The organism is Candidatus Accumulibacter phosphatis, assembly GCF_000024165.1.
In the GTDB taxonomy this organism is placed as follows: Bacteria; Pseudomonadota; Gammaproteobacteria; order Burkholderiales; family Rhodocyclaceae; genus Accumulibacter; species Accumulibacter phosphatis.
This window is the reverse complement of record NC_013194.1, coordinates 534,456-550,048: the sequence shown is the minus strand read 5'-3', so window position 1 is coordinate 550,048 and position 15,593 is coordinate 534,456. Positions and strand designations below refer to the sequence as shown.

At 65.4% G+C, this 15,593-nt stretch carries 5 protein-coding genes; all 5 read right to left on the bottom strand.

Annotated features, from left to right (window positions below; all coding sequences use genetic code 11):
- Positions 1–33: 33 nt before the first annotated feature.
- A complete protein-coding gene (gene dnaG / locus CAP2UW1_RS02310) occupies positions 34–1,779 on the bottom strand; it encodes a DNA primase (RefSeq protein WP_012807259.1) in 1,746 nt (581 codons plus the stop codon).
- A 43-nt stretch (positions 1,780–1,822) separates the two neighbouring features.
- Positions 1,823–2,272: a GatB/YqeY domain-containing protein gene (locus tag CAP2UW1_RS02305; protein ID WP_012807258.1), complete on the bottom strand. Its 450-nt coding sequence runs from the start codon at positions 2,270–2,272 to the stop codon at positions 1,823–1,825.
- A gap of 125 nt (positions 2,273–2,397) precedes the next feature.
- Positions 2,398–2,610: a 30S ribosomal protein S21 gene (rpsU, locus tag CAP2UW1_RS02300; RefSeq protein WP_012807257.1), complete on the bottom strand. Its 213-nt coding sequence runs from the start codon at positions 2,608–2,610 to the stop codon at positions 2,398–2,400.
- A 174-nt stretch (positions 2,611–2,784) separates the two neighbouring features.
- A complete protein-coding gene (locus CAP2UW1_RS02295) occupies positions 2,785–4,938 on the bottom strand; it encodes a peptidase domain-containing ABC transporter (RefSeq protein ID WP_012807256.1) in 2,154 nt (717 codons plus the stop codon).
- 186 nt (positions 4,939–5,124) lie between these two features.
- Positions 5,125–15,591 carry a calcium-binding protein gene (locus CAP2UW1_RS25930; RefSeq protein ID WP_012807255.1) on the bottom strand — a complete coding sequence of 3,489 codons (10,467 nt, stop codon included), beginning with the start codon at positions 15,589–15,591 and terminating at the stop codon, positions 5,125–5,127.
- Positions 15,592–15,593: the final 2 nt, after the last annotated feature.

Below are 15,593 nucleotides of genomic sequence, written 5' to 3'. Positions count from 1 at the left end.
GTTGAATTGGTAAACCCTAAAGTTTAGCACACATTATTTCGTCTCGCGGATGCCGCCGCGTGCGCCGAGTGCCTGCAGATACTGCCCCTTCTCTTCGCTCGACAGCCCGCTGACGCCGAGCTTCTGGATCTTGTCCTGCAGGAGCGCGAAAACGCGTCTCTGTTCACCGTCGCGCAGTTGCCCGAGCGCACCAGAAAACTCGCTATCGATTTCGTCTTCGGCAAAAGGCTGCTGCATTAGTTCAGCCGCCGCCGTATGCAAGACGCTTTCACACTCGCTGCCTCTCAGCCTTTCCAGCAAGGCCGGATAAGCCAGCGCCTCGGTCCCGCCGCCGGCTATCGTTTCGCATAACAGGCGGATTGCCCGGCCTTCCGCCGAATGCTCAGGCAGCAAGTCGAGCGGCAGGCCCGAAGCCAGTTCCGGTTTCTGCAACAACAGGCGCAGCAACGGCCGCAGCAGTGATGGCGCCTGCCGAGGCACACGCGCCGGCGCGGCGCGAACCAGCGGCCGCAGCTCGCACAGTCGCTCCACCTCGGCCTGCGAGAAGTCGCTGAGCTGGGCGAGGCGCTTGACGACCTGCAGCCTCAACAATGGCGACTGCAGACGGCCGATCAGCGGTTTGGCGACGGCCACCAGTCGGGCCCTTCCTTCGGCAGAACTCAAGTCGCAGTGCCCGGCCAGTTCGCGGAGCAGGAAATCCGACAAGGGCATCGCCTCGACGATCAGCCGGCGAAACGCTTCCGCCCCCCCCTGGCGGACGAAGCTGTCGGGGTCTTCGCCATCGGGCAGGAAAGCAAAGCCAATGCTCTTCTGCTCCGGCAATGTCTCCAGACTGTTCTCCAGCGCACGCCATGCCGCCTTGCGCCCGGCGGCATCGCCGTCGAAGCAGAAGACCAGGCGCTCGGCCTGGCGCAGCAGCTTGTGCACGTGCGTCGGCGTGGTCGCCGTGCCGAGCGTGGCAACGGTATTACCGACGCCGTGCTGGGCGAGAGCGACGACATCCATGTAACCTTCGACGACGATCGCCGTCCCGGTCTCGCGGATGACTGCGCGCGCCTGCGGCAGGCCGAACACCTCGCGGCCCTTCTCGAAAAGCGGCGTCTCGGGTGAATTGAGGTACTTGGGCTCACCCTGGCCGAGCACGCGGCCGCCGAAAGCGATCACTTCGCCTTTCTGGTTGATGATCGGGAACATGACCCGATCGCGGAAACGATCGTAGAGGCGACCTTGCTCGTTCCTGATCACCAGCCCCGCCACCTGCAACTCGGCGCTTTCGTAGTCGTCAAAAGCGCCGGCAAGACTCTGCCATCCTTCGGGCGCATACCCGAGGCCGAAGCGGCGGGCGATCTCGCCACTGACGCCGCGCGTCTTGAGATAGGAGACGGCCCTTTCCGACGCCTTGAGTTGTTCGTAGTAGAACTTCGCCGCGCGCGTCATGATGTCGCCAAGCGCCTGCGCTTCGCGGCCGTGCTGCGCCGCGTGCCTCGGCTCATCGGGAACCTGCAGGCCGGCGCGGCCAGCCAGTTCCCTGACCGCGTCAACGAAACCGACGCCGGTGTACTCCATCAGGAAACCGATCGCCGTACCATGCGCTCCGCAGCCGAAGCAGTGGTAGAACTGCTTGCTCGGACTGACCGTAAACGACGGGGACTTCTCGCTGTGGAACGGGCAGCAGGCTGCAAAATTGGCGCCCGTCTTCTTCAGCGGCACGTAGCCATCGATCAGGTCGACAACGTCGACGCGATAGAGAAGCTCCTGAATGAACGAGTCCGGGATCATCCAGAACCTTCCTCGAACCGGTAATGAACAGCGGCGAAGTAAGTCAGGCGCCAGTCAGACGAATCTTCACGAGCCGGGCCACCTCGCTCATATCGGCACGGCCGGCGAGGTCCGTGCGCAGGCTGGCCATCACCTTGCCCATGTCAGCGGGACCGCTGGCTCCGCTCGAAGTGATGGCCCGGGCGACGGCGGCGCCGATTTCCTCGCCGGAAAGACCGGCCGGCCGGTAGGTGGCGAGCAACTCGGCCTCGAACTGCTCTGCGTCGACGAGATCGTTGCGTCCGGCCGCGGCAAACTGGGCGATCGAATCGCGGCGCTGCTTGAGCATCCGCTCGATGACGGCCAGCACGGCCGCGTCATCGAGCACGATGCGCTCGTCGACTTCCTTTTGCTTGATGGCCGCGGTGAGCAGGCGCAACGTGCCGAGTCTTCTTGATTCGCGCGCGCGCATGGCGGCCTTGACGTCTTCGTTGATGCGCTCCTTCAGGGTCATCGCGAACTTCCTCATGGCTACATGGTGCCGCTTGACGACGCCGCGCGTCGCTCATCGCCGTTCCACAAACGCCAACAGCCGCCCATCTTCAGACAGGCGGCTGTCCCGGCAACGGCACTTCAGTGCTAGTACAGCTTGGGCGGCAGGGTCTGGCTGCGCATCCGCTTGTGATGCCGCTTCACCGCCGCGGCGAGCTTGCGCTTGCGCTCGGCTGTGGGCTTCTCGTAAAACTCGCGAGCCCTCAGTTCGGTCAACAGACCGGTTTTTTCAACGGTGCGTTTGAAACGACGAATGGCAACTTCGAACGGCTCATTTTCCTTCACGCGAATTGCAGGCATCGACTCATCCCAAGGTCAAAAAGGTCACATTACAGTTTAGCCGTCCATTATAAACACACTCGTGGACGAAATCCAAGAGCCAAATGACCATTTTCACTCCGTCTCGACATTGTGGTCCACGCTCTGCCGGAGCACGCCGGCCGGCGGCGAATCACTGGCTGCAGGCATAGGCGCTCATTCGGCCGCTTGCTCGTCGATGACCTCAAATCTGGTCGCGCCGGCCTCATCGCTGAAGCTGAAGACCTCATCGACCTGCAAGCCTCGCGGTATCTGGTGCGTGATGAACAACATGGTCACCTGACCCTTGAGCTTGTTGATCGTCTTCGCAAAGGCCTCGGCGGTCGGCTGATCGAGGTTCGACACCGCTTCGTCGAAGATCAGGATCGGCGGCCGCTTGAGCAGCGCCCGGGCGATCGCGATGCGCTGCATCTGGCCACCCGAGAGGCCAACGCCGCGCTCGCCGATCGCGGTCTGATAGCCGTCCGGCAGCTGCTCGATGGTGTCGTGGATCTCGGCGGCCTTGCAGGCGACGATCACGTCCTCAAAGCTGGCGTGCGGGTGTGCCATGACCAGATTGTCGTAGAGGCTGCCGGAAAAAAGGACGGTTTCCTGCGGCACCATCCCGAAGAAGCGGCGCAGTTCGTTGGCGGCGAAGTTGCGGATATCCCTACCGTCGATCTCGATCCGACCCTCGATCGGCACGAGGAAACCGAGCAGCAGTTTCGCCAGTGTGCTCTTGCCGCAACCCGAGGGACCCATGATGACGCTCAGGTGGCCCGGCTTGAAACGAAGCGTCAGTTGGCGGTAGAGCCACGCATGCTGTTCGCTGTAACGGAAGGCAAGGTCTTCGATGACGATGCCGCCGCTGCCAGCGACGTCCGGTGAACGCTCGCGACTCGGCGTCAGCGCATGCGCTTCCCGCGGCATGTCGACGATGTCGCCGAGGCGCTTGACGGCGATGTCCGCCTGCTGGAACTCCTGCCACAGGCCGACCAGGCGCAGCATCGGCTGACTCATGCGGCTGGCGAACATCTGAAAGGCGACCAGCATGCCGACCGTGAAGCCGTCGTTGCGCATCACGAGCAAGGCACCGACGATCAGGATGGCGAGCGTCATCAACTGTTCGAGACCATTGGCGACGACCTGATAGGTATTGCCGACCTGCTTGCTGGCGAAGCCGGCGGCGAGGTACTGGGCGAGGAGGTCCCCGTACCTGCGGTCGAGGTCGGGTTCCATCTGTAGCGACTTGACGGTGGCGATGCCCGAGAGGTATTCGGTGAGGAAGGCCTGGTTTCTGGCGCCGAGCATGAACTGGCGATTGAGTCTGGCGCGGAAGACCGGGGTGACCAGGACGCTCGCCACGGCGATGGCGCCGAGCAGGGCCAGCGCAATCAGCGAGAGTTGCCAACTGTAGGCGAACATCACGACGAGGAAGATCACCAGGAACGGAAAGTCGAGGACGAGCGTGATCGCAGCGCCAGAAACGAACTCGCGGATCGTCTCGACACCTTGCAGACGGGCGACGAGGGTGCCGGTCGGTCGTTGTTCGAACCAGCGCAAGGGCAGGTGCAGCAGGTGCCGGAAGACCTCGCTGCCGAGTACGGCGTCGATGCGGTTGCCGGTATGCAGAACGAGGTACTGGCGCAGCCAGGTCATGCCGCTGGTGAACAGCATGAACATACCCAAGGCCACCGCGAGGACGAGCAGCGTGCTGTCGCTCTGGTGGACGATCACCTTGTCGATGATCACCTGGGTAAACAAGGGCGTTGCCAGACCGACGAGCTGGATCGCCAGGCTGGCCAGCAGCACGTCGCGCCAGATCTGGCGGTGCTTGAGCAGTTCGGGGAGGAACCAGCGAAAACCAAAGGTCTGGCGTTCGCGGGCAAAGCCGGCGATGTCGCCCTCGTCGCCCCCGGCCGACTGGCGGGCGACAAGGACGACTTCCGGTTCGAGCGTCTGCAACGCTTCATCGATCGGCAGCGCGACAGCGCTCTGGCTACCTGGCCGGAAGTAGAGGATCTGCTCGGCGGAGGCCTTGACGACGAGAATCGCGCCGTGCGGCCGCGGTGCTTCGGCACCGGTGGCGGTGGCTGGCTTCAGCAAGGCGATGGCGGGCAGCGGCAGCCGCTGCCAGTCGGCCCCGTCGATCCGACACCCCCCGGTTTTCAGGCCGAGTGCCCGGGCCGCTTCATGCAGCGTCGCCAGGGTAGTCGGCGGCGGGCAGGCCTGGGCGAGCAAGGTAGCATCGAAGGGAATGCGGAATACGCTGCAGAGACTGCCGAGCAGCCAGAGGACTTCGTCCCGTCTCATTTCGGTCGTCAATTGCATGCTTGCCGCCTCCTCCGGAACGTGGTGCCTCTTGCCGCAACCCTCAACGAGCGCCCGGCTTCAGCGCCCCTGGCCACCGCGTCATCCCTACCCGCCTCCTGGCGCTCGTTGGCAGCGCACCGGCGAGGCCGTCCCAGGCAAGCGGCCTGGGCTGGAACGGGCGCGCCTTCCCGCTCGTCAGGACCATCACGCGAGCCGCTGCGCGCCAGACTGCAGCCCGGCGAGCGGTGTCAATGCCTGCGCTGCACCGCCGAATGCCGGATCGGCGAGAATGCCGATCGCCGGCGTCACGCCGATACCCGCCAGGCTGCCGCTTCTGCCGTACTGGTAGGCCAGATCGCCACCGAATGCCGCGCTGTCCGAGCCGGCGAGCTGGTGGCGGCTCAGCGCATCGGCCAGTGCCCAGTGAGTGAGCGTCGGAGTAGCCGCGCGGGCCGCGTCGAAGGCATCGACCAGGCCGCCGAAGTCGAAGCTCTCCACCCTCTCGTCGCGCAGCGGATCGCTGCCGCCGGCGTCGAAATCGGCCATCGCCTCGGCGATCACCTGCAGTCGGAGCACGCTGCGGCTGGCCGCGCCGGGAGCCGACGCATACCAATCCGTGAACGTGATCTGGTCGCCCGTAGCGATCGTCACGACGAGGTCGCGATCGACCTTGTCAAGCGACAGATCCGTGTAGGCGACGACGCCGCCGAGCGACAGAACATCCTGGCCGGAGTCCCCCGCCGCGAGCGTGTCCTGACCGTCGCCCCGGTTGAAAGCGATGATGTCGTTGCCGGGACCGGTGCGCAGCGTGTCGTTGCCGGTGCCACCCAGATAGATCTGTGAGCCGGCGCCACCGCTGAGCGTGTTGTTGCCGGCGCCCCCAGTGAATAGCGCGCTGCCGCTGCTGTCCTGGAGCGTGTCGTTGCCGGCCCCGCCTTCGAGAACATCGTTGCCCGCACCGCCATCGAGCGTGTCGTTGCCGGCGAGTCCGGCGAGCCGGTCGTCGCCGGCGTTGCCGCGCAGGCGGTTGGCGAGGTCGTTGCCGGTGAGCGTCGCGGCCGTGGCGACGGCGAGGAAGAGGTGTTCGACGTTGGCGGCGAGCGTGTGCTCGCTGCCGTAGCCATAGACGCTGTCGTTGCCCTGGTCGGCGTCTTCGACCGCCCGGTCGCCGGCGCCGAGGTAGTAGATGTCGTCGCCGAGGCCACCGGTGAGGATGTTGACGGCGCTGTTGGCGTGCCCGTAGAGGGTGTTGGCGCGGGCGTTGCCGGTGGCGTCGATGGCGGTGCCGCCGGTCAGGTAGAGGCGTTCGAGGTGCTCGCCGAGGGTCCAGGTGACGCTGCTGTAGACGGTGTCGAAGCCGGCGTCGGCGTCTTCGTGGATCGCGTCGGCGAGGTTGTCGACGGTGTAGCTGTCGTCGCCCGTGCCGCCGATGAGGGTGTCGGCGCCGAGCCCGCCATCGAGCGTGTCGTTGCCGGCGAGGCCGGCGAGCCGGTCGTCGCCGGCGTTGCCGCGCAGGCGGTTGGCGAGGTCGTTGCCGGTGAGCGTCGCGGCCGTGGCGACGGCGAGGAAGAGGTGTTCGACGTTGGCGGCGAGCGTGTGCTCGCTGCCGTAGCCATAGACGCTGTCGTTGCCCTGGTCGGCGTCTTCGACCACCCGGTCGCCGGCGCCGAGGTAGTAGATGTCGTCGCCGAGGCCGCCGGAGAGGATGTTGACGGCACTGTTGGCGTGCCCGTAGAGGGTGTTGGCGCGGGCGTTGCCGGTGGCGTCGATGGCGGTGCCGCCGGTCAGGTAGAGGCGTTCGAGGTGCTCGCCGAGGGTCCAGGTGACGCTGCTGTAGACGGTGTCGAAGCCGGCGTCGGCGTCTTCGTGGATCGCGTCGGCGAGGTTGTCGACGGTGTAGCTGTCGTCGCCCGTGCCGCCGATGAGGGTGTCGGCGCCGAGCCCGCCATCGAGCGTGTCGTTGCCGGCGAGGCCGGCGAGCCGGTCGTCGCCGGCGTTGCCGCGCAGGCGGTTGGCGAGGTCGTTGCCGGTGAGCGTCGCGGCCGTGGCGACGGCGAGGAAGAGGTGTTCGACGTTGGCGGCGAGCGTGTGCTCAGTGGCGTAGCCATAGACGCTGTCGTTGCCCTGGTCGGCGTCTTCGACCACCCGGTCGCCGGCGCCGAGGTAGTAGATGTCGTCGCCGAGGCCGCCGGTGAGGACGTTGGCGGCGCTGTTGGTGTCGCCACGCAGCGTGTTGGCGAGATCATTGCCATAGCCGTTGATCGCCGCCGTTCCGGTGAGAGTGAGGTTCTCGACGTTGGCGCCGAGTGTCCACCGGATGCCCGAGACGATCGTGTCCTTGCCGGCGTCGGCCGCCTCGATCACGGTGTCTTTGTCGCCGACGTAATAGGTGTCGTTCCCTGTGCCGCCTTCCAGCGTGTCGGCTTCGGCACCGCCATCGAGCACGTTGTTGCCGCTGTTGCCGGTCAGCCGGTTGCGCAGTGCGTTGCCGGTGCCGTTGATCGAGGCGCCTGCCGCCAGGACGAGGTTCTCGACGTTGTCGGCGAGGGTGTGGCTGACCAGACTCCAGACGGTGTCACTCCCCTGATTCGCCAGTTCGACAACGGTATCGCCGCGCTCATCGACGACATAGGTGTCGTCGCCGTCACCGCCGCGCATCGTGTCGGCGCCAGCGGCACCGTTGAGCAAGTCGTTCCCCGAGGTGCCCACGAGTACGTCCTTGTTGGCGGTTCCGAGAAGCGCGGCGGGAGACGCGGCGGCAATCTGGAGCGTCAATGGTGTGGCGACGGAAGCACCGGCTCGGTCGGTGGCCGTGATGCGTAGATTGAGGTTGCCTCTGGCGCCGACCGGTGCGATGCCGCTGATGTCCCCGGTGCGGGCGTCGATCGCCAGCCATGACGGCAGGGGGTCGCCAGTGGTCAGCGCGGCATGCAGCGTCAGCACCTCGCCCGGGTCCTCGTCCGCGAAGGTGTCGGAAGGTATCGTCCAGCGGATCGGCATGCCTTCGCGAAAGGTCAGCGTCTCGATAGGCGCGTTGACGACGGGTGCCTGATTGACGTCAGCGACGATCACTTTCAGGGCCTGAGAGGCCGACGCGCCGCTCCGATCAGCGGCGGTGACGAACAGGTCGTGGCTCCCGACATCCGCATTGGTGGGGGTGCCGCTGAGCGTGCGCGTGAGCGGGTCGAAGCGAAGCCAGGCGGGTTCGTCCGGCAGGTTCACCGACCAGGTCAGCAAATCGCCTGGGTTGGGGTCGCGGAAGGCGATTTCGGGCAGCACGACGGTGAACGCCTCGCCCTCGCGCGCCGAGACCGGCAACAGCGGCACGTCGGCTTGCGGAGCCAGGTTGCCCTGGGTGGCGGCCATGGCCTCGATGGCTCGACGGTCCCACGACGAACCGTTGGCGAAATTCACCTGCTCGACCGTGATGCGGCGCCCGTCAGCTTCGAGCTTCAACCAATCCGCACTGTCCTTGACACGGAAATACAGTCCGTCGGGCTGGTACTGAAGCGTGACGTCGCTGGGCAGGAGGTCGAAAAGGTCGATCCGCTCCACTTTGCCGATGACGCGATCCTGGCCGTATCCTCGCCCGTAGCGTACCGTGCTGGCATGGTAAAGAAGGTCGTTGCCGGCGCCGCCATCGAGGAGGTCCGCACCCTCCCGCGCAGACATGGAACTGCCGCCGTAGAGGGTATCGTCGCCGGCATCGCCGTAAAGCTGGTCGTCGCTGCTGGACCTGCTGCCGCTGTCCCCGTAGAGGACGTCATCGCCGTCGCCGCCGCGTAAGGAGTCGTTGCCACCACCGCCGGTGACCGTATCGTTACCGGCCTGGGCGTCAATCCTGACGTTGATGGTCGCTGTGGTCACCGGACCAAACGTCGGTATGGCGAAGAAGGAAGCCGCCAGTCTGTCGGCTCCCGCGGTTCCCACCAGTGCACCGGTGAGGTCGACGCGCGTGCCGTCGGCAAACTGCAAGGACTCGATCGGGATCACCGGTTGCCCATCGGCAAAGCGCGAGCCCGCGTCCTTGACGAAAACGAGGCTGTCGCTGCTTCCTGCCAGCGTCAGTTGCCAACTCTCGTCAGACAACACGGCGATGGTCAGATCCTGCATGCGGATCCCTTCGTCGAACCGGATATTGTCCCGGTCGACGGGCGCGCCGAGGCGCCGGTCGTCAATGATACGGTCCGTACCCGAACCGCGGCGAAAGAGATAGGTGTCGGCGCCGAAGACACCACTCAGTGTATCGTCGCCGGTTCCGCCGTCGAGCGTGTCGTCGCCCTCACCACCCCAAAGGTCATCGCGGCCGCTGCCGCCGTCGAGGTTGTCACTGCCCCCATAAGCCCTGAGGGTGTCGTTGCCGGCGCCGCCTTTGAGCACGTTCGCTGCCGCGTTGCCGTTGATCACGTTGTCCAGTTCATTGCCGGCAGCGCCGAGCGGGTTCGACCCGAGCAAGGTCAGGACCTCGACGCCGCTACCCTGGCTGGCCAGATCGAACGACACCCAGCTGTAGGCGGTGTCTCGGCCTTCGCCAGCGTGCTCGATGATGAGGTCGTTGGCGTCATCGATATCGTAGACATCGTTGCCGGCGCCGCCGACCAGCGTGTCTGCACCGGCCAGTCCTTCGAGCCAGTCATTGCCGTTGCCGCCGTCGAGCAGGTCGCCGCGATCGCCACCGCTCAGCGTGTCGGAGCCGTCGAAACCGAACAGTCGATTGCCGACGCCGTCAAAGCCGGTCAGTGAGTCCGCCGCTGACGTGCCGAGCGTCGACAGGCGTGCCTTGATGTCGTCAGCGGTCCACGTGAGACCATCGGCGAAAGTGATCTGCTCGATGCCGGCGGATGTTGCCGCGTTGTATTGCTGTCTGACGGTCACTTGATCGCTGCCGCCGAGCCTGACGATCAGGTCGCTACCGACGCGCGCGAGTTCGCTGACTGCGGCGGCAGCGAGGTCGGTCAGGCGCAGGGTATCGACGGTACCGTTCGTGTCGTTGGTTTCGTTGATCACATCGGCGCCGTCGCCGTTGGCAAAGAGGTAGATGTCGGCACCGAATCCGCCAGCCAGCCGGTCGTTGCCGCGACCGCCGGCCAACGTATCGGCCACTTCCGCGCCATTGAGGCTGTCGTCGCCGTCGAAGCCGTAAAGACGGTTGTCGGTCCCCGCCTGACCGTTGATCACGTCCTTGCCGGCAGTACCGGTAACGAGTACGCGCTCCTGGAGGTCGCCCACGTTCCAGCGCACGCTGTCGGCGAAGCGAAACTCCTCGATCTGGTGGCTGGCACCGGCAAAATACGCTTGAATCGTCAGCCGATCCGAACCGCCGTAGGCCAATACCAGGTCATTGCCGTTATGCGGACGCGTGACGGTGACTACCGAGGAAGCGACATCCAAGAACTCGACGACGTCGGCGTGGTCGGCGGTGACGTCATCGTCGACAATGAGATCGCTGCCGTCGCCGACGGCGAAACGATAGTGGTCGCTACCCGCCCCACCCCGCAGCGTGTCGTTGCCACGCCCACCGGTGATCACGTCGTCGCCGGCCAGACCGTCTACGAGGTCGTCACCACCCAGTGCGTCGATCGTGTCGGAGGCCAGGGTGGCGGTGTATATGTCGGCGCCTTCGCTGAGTTCGGTACTCAAGTGTGTGGCGATCTCGGCGCCGTTCCACTCGCTGCCGTCAGCGAAGCGGACGCGGTCGATCGGTGCGCCCGCGAAGTGCCGGAGGACGAGAACGTGTTCGCCGCTCGTCCGCACGCGGATGACGAGGTCGTCGTGGCTGCGTGCGAAAATCAGATCGTCCGCAAGCAGGCCGTTGCCGATGATCAGGCGGTCGGTGTCGAGCGAGGAGTCGCTGTTGTCGATTGTGTCGTTGCCACTGTCGAGCCCCCAGAAATAGGTATCGGAACCGGCACCGCCACGCAGGCTGTCGTTGCCGGCGCCGCCGTCGAGGCGGTCGTTGACGCTGGTGCCGGTCAGCGTGTCGTTGCCGGTCGTGCCGGTGAGGTCGAAGCCTCTGGCGAGCAGCTCGCCGTAGCTCAGCGCCGTGCCGTCGGCGAACTCGAAACGGTCGATCGCCGGCGGCTTCTTGGTGCCGAGGGCGTCGTCGGGGTCGAATCCGTCGATGTGGATGGCGTCGTCGGGGTTGCTGCCGACCAGGATCTTGAGCGAGCCGATCGCCAGCCGGATGTCGTCCGCGGTGATGCCGGCGCCGAAGCGCAGGGTGTTGGGGAGGGCAGTGCCGTCGGCATCGGTCTTGGTGCTGGTGTCGATGATCCGGTCGGTGCCGTCGCCGCGGCTGTAGAGATAGGTGTTGCGGCCGCCGTAGCCGATGAGGGTATCGTCGCCCCGGCCGCCCGAGAACGTGGTGTGGCCGTCGGTGGCGACGAGGTAGTCGTCGAGGCTGCCGCCGAACCAGAAGCTCCGCCCACCGCTGGCCGCGCCCATCGGCGTGTCGACGAGGCGGCCGATGAGTTCGCTGTAGCTGAGGGTTTCGCCGTTGGCGAACCGGTAGTGGCCAATGCTGCCCGCCAGGCCGTCCTTGATCAGCAATTGATCGTTGGTGCCGTAGGTGATGAGGAGCGAACCGCCGGAGTTGGCGATGCGCAGGTCGGTTGGCGTGGCATTGCTGAAGACGATGGTGTTGTCGCCCTCGGCATCGACGACGTATTCGACGAAGCCGTCCGCATCGCGCGGGCTGTCGCCGGCGGCGAAGAGATAGATGTCATCGCCGGCGCCACCTTCCAGGTAGTCGGTGTCGGTGCCGCCGATCAGCGTGTCGGCTCCGTCGCCTCCGCGCAGGCCGTCGCTGCCGCTGCCGCCGTCGAGAAGGTCGTCGCCGTCGCCTCCGCGCAGAGCGTCGTTGCCGCTGCCGCCGTCAAGGAGATCGTCGTCGGCACCACTGTCCAGGTAGTCTGTGCCGGTGCCGCCAAGCAGGGTGTCCAGACCGTCGTCCCCGAAGAGCGTGTCGTTGCCCTCGCCGCCGTCAAGAACGTCATCATTGCCCCCGCCGCTGAGGTCGTCGTGACCGGCGCCGCCGTCGAGGGTGTCATTGCCGCCATAGCCGCGCATGTAGTCGTCGCCGGCATCCCCGAAGAGTCGGTCGTCGCCTTGTTCGGTAACCAGTGCGTCGCCGGTATCGCCATGCAGTTCGTCGTTGCCGGCTGCGCCATGCAGTTCGTCGCCACCGCCGTCGCCGATCAAGGTGTCGTTGCCGGCATCGCCTTCGAGAGTATCGTCGTCGGCGCCTCCACTCAGAAAGTCCTCCCCGTCACCGCCCTTCAGCCGGTCGTTGCCGTCGCCGCCCCGCAAGGTGTCGTTATCGCTGCCGCCGTCGATATAGTCGTTGCCGGCACCACCCCAGGCGGCGTCGTTACCCTTGTCGCCCATGATGACGTCGTTGCCGCTACCGGCGGGCCCTTCTTGGTATTGATCGCCACGGGAGCTGGACAGGATTTGTGTGAAATCGAAGATGAAGTTCAGGCCGTCGCGCCTGACATCCCAGACGCCGTAGAGAAAGAAGTCAACATCGCCAAGCAGGAAATCGTCGCCTCCCAGGCCCCCGAGAAAATCGTCTCCCGCTCCACCGTAAATGAGGTCCGAACTGGAGGAACCGTACAAGGCATCATTGCCACCCTGGCCCGAGACGAGGTCGCCTGGCTCGTTGTTTCCGGCTTCCCTGATCTGCACGGCAAGGGTGGCGGCCAGATCGCCGAAGATGACATCGTCGGCATCGCCGCCGGCCAGCAGATCGTCGCCGCCGGCGCCCCCTTCGATGTAGTCGCGCCCGGTGCCACCGGCAACGAAATCGACATTCATCCCACCACTGATCCAGTCGTCACCAGAGCGTTGGGTCATGTAGTTCTGCGTATAGCCTGCGGCATCCGGTACCGCCAGGGCCATGTTGAAGCCATCGCCGAGAATGATGCGGTCGTTGCCCGGGCTGTTGTGCATCAAGTCGGTGGCGCCAGGCGCGGGCGCCGAGGGGTCGCCGACATAGTTGAACAGGTCGTCGTGGTGAAGGTCGATCAGTCGGAGGTCGCCAACGATGGTTCGCGTGACTCGGGAAGCGTCCGGAGCTTGCGCGAGGCGGATCCCGAAGTTGCTTGCCGCAAAGGCTTCCGCGCTGGTGTAGTTGTCGAAGGTAAGCGACGTGGTGTCGTCGAGGGTCAACACGCCGGGGGAGTGAAACCTCATCACGAAGCCATCGTCGCCGGCGAAAGTGTAGTCGTCCGAATCGGTGCTCTTCAGGAACAGTCCGGTTACGAGGCGGCCGTTGTACTTGATGAAGTTCATGCCGGTGTCGACGATGTGATCGTTGCCATCGCCGGTGTTGATGACGTAGGTGTCTTCGCCGTCCCCGCCCACCAGCGTGTCGTCGCCCTGGCCGCCAACCAGCGTGTCGTTGTTGTCGCCGCCCTCGAGGCGGTCGTTGCCCTGGCCGCCGAGCAGGGTGTCGCGGCCGGCGCCACCGCGGAGTTCGTCGGCGTCGGCGTTGCCTTCGAGGATGTCATCGCCAGCCCCACCATCCAGCTGATCGCTGCCGGCGCCGCCGTAGAAAGCGTCCTCGCCGGTTTCCCCAACAACGCTGTCGTTGCCGTCGCCGCCGAAGACGACGCGCGCTCGCGCAGCGGCGCCGGTCAGCGCATGGACTTCTTGCAGCGAGAGGCCACTGGCTTCATCTTTGAAGTGGCGCAGGCCAGTATCGAGGGTCGTTACGCGCAATGCCTGGCCTTCGCCGGTGTTGGCCAGCCGCGCTTGGGCGAGGCGCGCCAGGAAGGCGGCGCGGTCAGCGAGGTAGCGGTCGGTATAGGTGCCTTCGAGGTTCGCCCGCTGTTCGGGGGTGAGGTCCTGATCGGCTTTCCAGGCGGTGTATTCGGCGGTCCACTGGGCTTTGAGCGCGGCTTCGAGGGTGCTCTCCTGCCCGGGAACGGCTTTCAGCGCGAACGACGAGCCGGTGTGCAGGGTGAGGAAGGCGGCGAAGTCGGATCGGGCGGCGGTGGCCAGGTCGCGGCCAGGAAGGGTCAGGGTGAGCTTGCCTTTGGCCTCCTTGAAGGCCGGGCTGTCGCCAAGCGCCTTGAGCTTGTCGTAGAAGGTCTCGCGCAGGCTTTCGTCCGCCCAGGTGCCACCGGTGAGCAGGCCGTTGCCGTTCTTGGCCTTGCCCTGGCGCAGCTCGGGGTCGTCGTGAGTGAAGACGCGCAGCAAGCTGTCGAGGAGGGTTTCGAGGCCGTCGCCTTCGGCTCGTCCCTGGGTTCCGGTGGTCGATTCGGCTTTGACCACCGAGGCGGCCTTGAACAGGGTTTCGATGTCCGCTTGCGTGGCCGTCGGCGCGAGGGTCTGGAGCAGATGCTGGACGCTGAGGCTGTCGATGAGCAGGACGATGCTGTGGGTGTCGCCGAAGTCGTTCTGGGTGTAGTTGTTGATCGGCATCAGGGCGCCGGTGTCCCAATAGACGCCGGCCGCCGCTTTGCGGATGGTGCCGCGAACCAGCGGTTGATCTTCGATGAAAACGTCGACGTTGGCGCCATGGTGCCATTGCGAGTCGGCGACCATGGCCGTCACCAGGGTGGTGGTCTCGCGACCGACGACGTCGAACTGATTGTCGAGTCGGGGTGCGCCATCGGACTTGCCGAGAACGATGTTGATCGCGGCAGGCAGCAGCGCTTTGGCGGTAGTCTTGAATTCCTGCGCCACGAGCAGGGCCATCTGGTACTCGAAGCGGGCCTGGGCGACGACGCGCTCCGGGATGGCCGCCGGCTGGCCGTCTTTCGTGTCGGTGACTTCGGCGAGCAAGGTGACGGCCTGCTTGATGTTCTTGAGACGATCGAGGGCGAGGCTCAGCTGTTTGCGTTCGCTCGCGAAGCGCGCGAGGCCAACGTCGTCGGTCGCCGCCGCGGAGACGGTGTGGAGCAGGGCGTAATCGTCCGCCGTCGGTGAATGGCCGTCGGACAGGCGCTCGCGCAGCGTTTGGTAGAGTGTGCCCAGGCCAGCGTCGCTGAAGCGGGCGGCAATGCTCTCCGGAGCGGCGCGCAGGGCGTTGAAGTCGTTGATGACCTGACTGAGCGGGAAGCCGACCTGGCCGACGCCGGCGCCGTTGAAGGTGACGACCCGATCGACGTTGCCGGCGCTGCCGTCCTCATGGCGCAGCAGGTTGAAGGCGGTGGCGAGATGGCCGCCGAGGCTGTAGCCGGTGACGGAGAAGTGCTTTCCTTCCAGCGGGCCGCCCGGCTTGGTCAATTGGGCGTACCACGCTTCCATGTCGCTGATCTGGCCGAACGCCCAGCCGAATTCCTTGATCTCCATGGCGTTGGTCGCCACGCTGTCGCGCAGCGTGTCGTCGATGAATTCGGTGCTGCGGATGCTGAGGACGTATTGCTTTTCGGCTTCGTTGTAGAACAACGTGCCGCTGAAACCCGTGGTCGTGTTCGAAAGGTGGTCAATGACGATCCAGTCTTTGACGAACTTCTCCGCTTCGGTCGGAGCGAATCTGCTGGCGTGTTCGTTGCCGGTGGTGAGGATGTCCGGACGTATTGCATCAAAATAGTGTCCCTCTGTGGATATGAGGTCCCCAGGAGTCTGGCTGGGAGTCAATTTGGCTCTAAAGTCGTACAGCGCCTCGGCGGCCAATTGCAGGTTGGCGTACTTGAGCATTTCGGCAGGAGTCGGTGCAGCCATGA

Bases quoted from the DNA above. Each gene is read 5' to 3' on its own strand.
- dnaG (WP_012807259.1), bottom strand. From the start codon at position 1,779: ATGATCCCGGACTCGTTCATTCAGGAGCTTCTCTATCGCGTCGACGTT.
- CAP2UW1_RS02305 (WP_012807258.1), bottom strand. From the start codon at position 2,272: ATGACCCTGAAGGAGCGCATCAACGAAGACGTCAAGGCCGCCATGCGC.
- rpsU (WP_012807257.1), bottom strand. From the start codon at position 2,610: ATGCCTGCAATTCGCGTGAAGGAAAATGAGCCGTTCGAAGTTGCCATT.
- CAP2UW1_RS02295 (WP_012807256.1), bottom strand. From the start codon at position 4,938: ATGCAATTGACGACCGAAATGAGACGGGACGAAGTCCTCTGGCTGCTC.
- CAP2UW1_RS25930 (WP_012807255.1), bottom strand. From the start codon at position 15,591: ATGGCTGCACCGACTCCTGCCGAAATGCTCAAGTACGCCAACCTGCAA.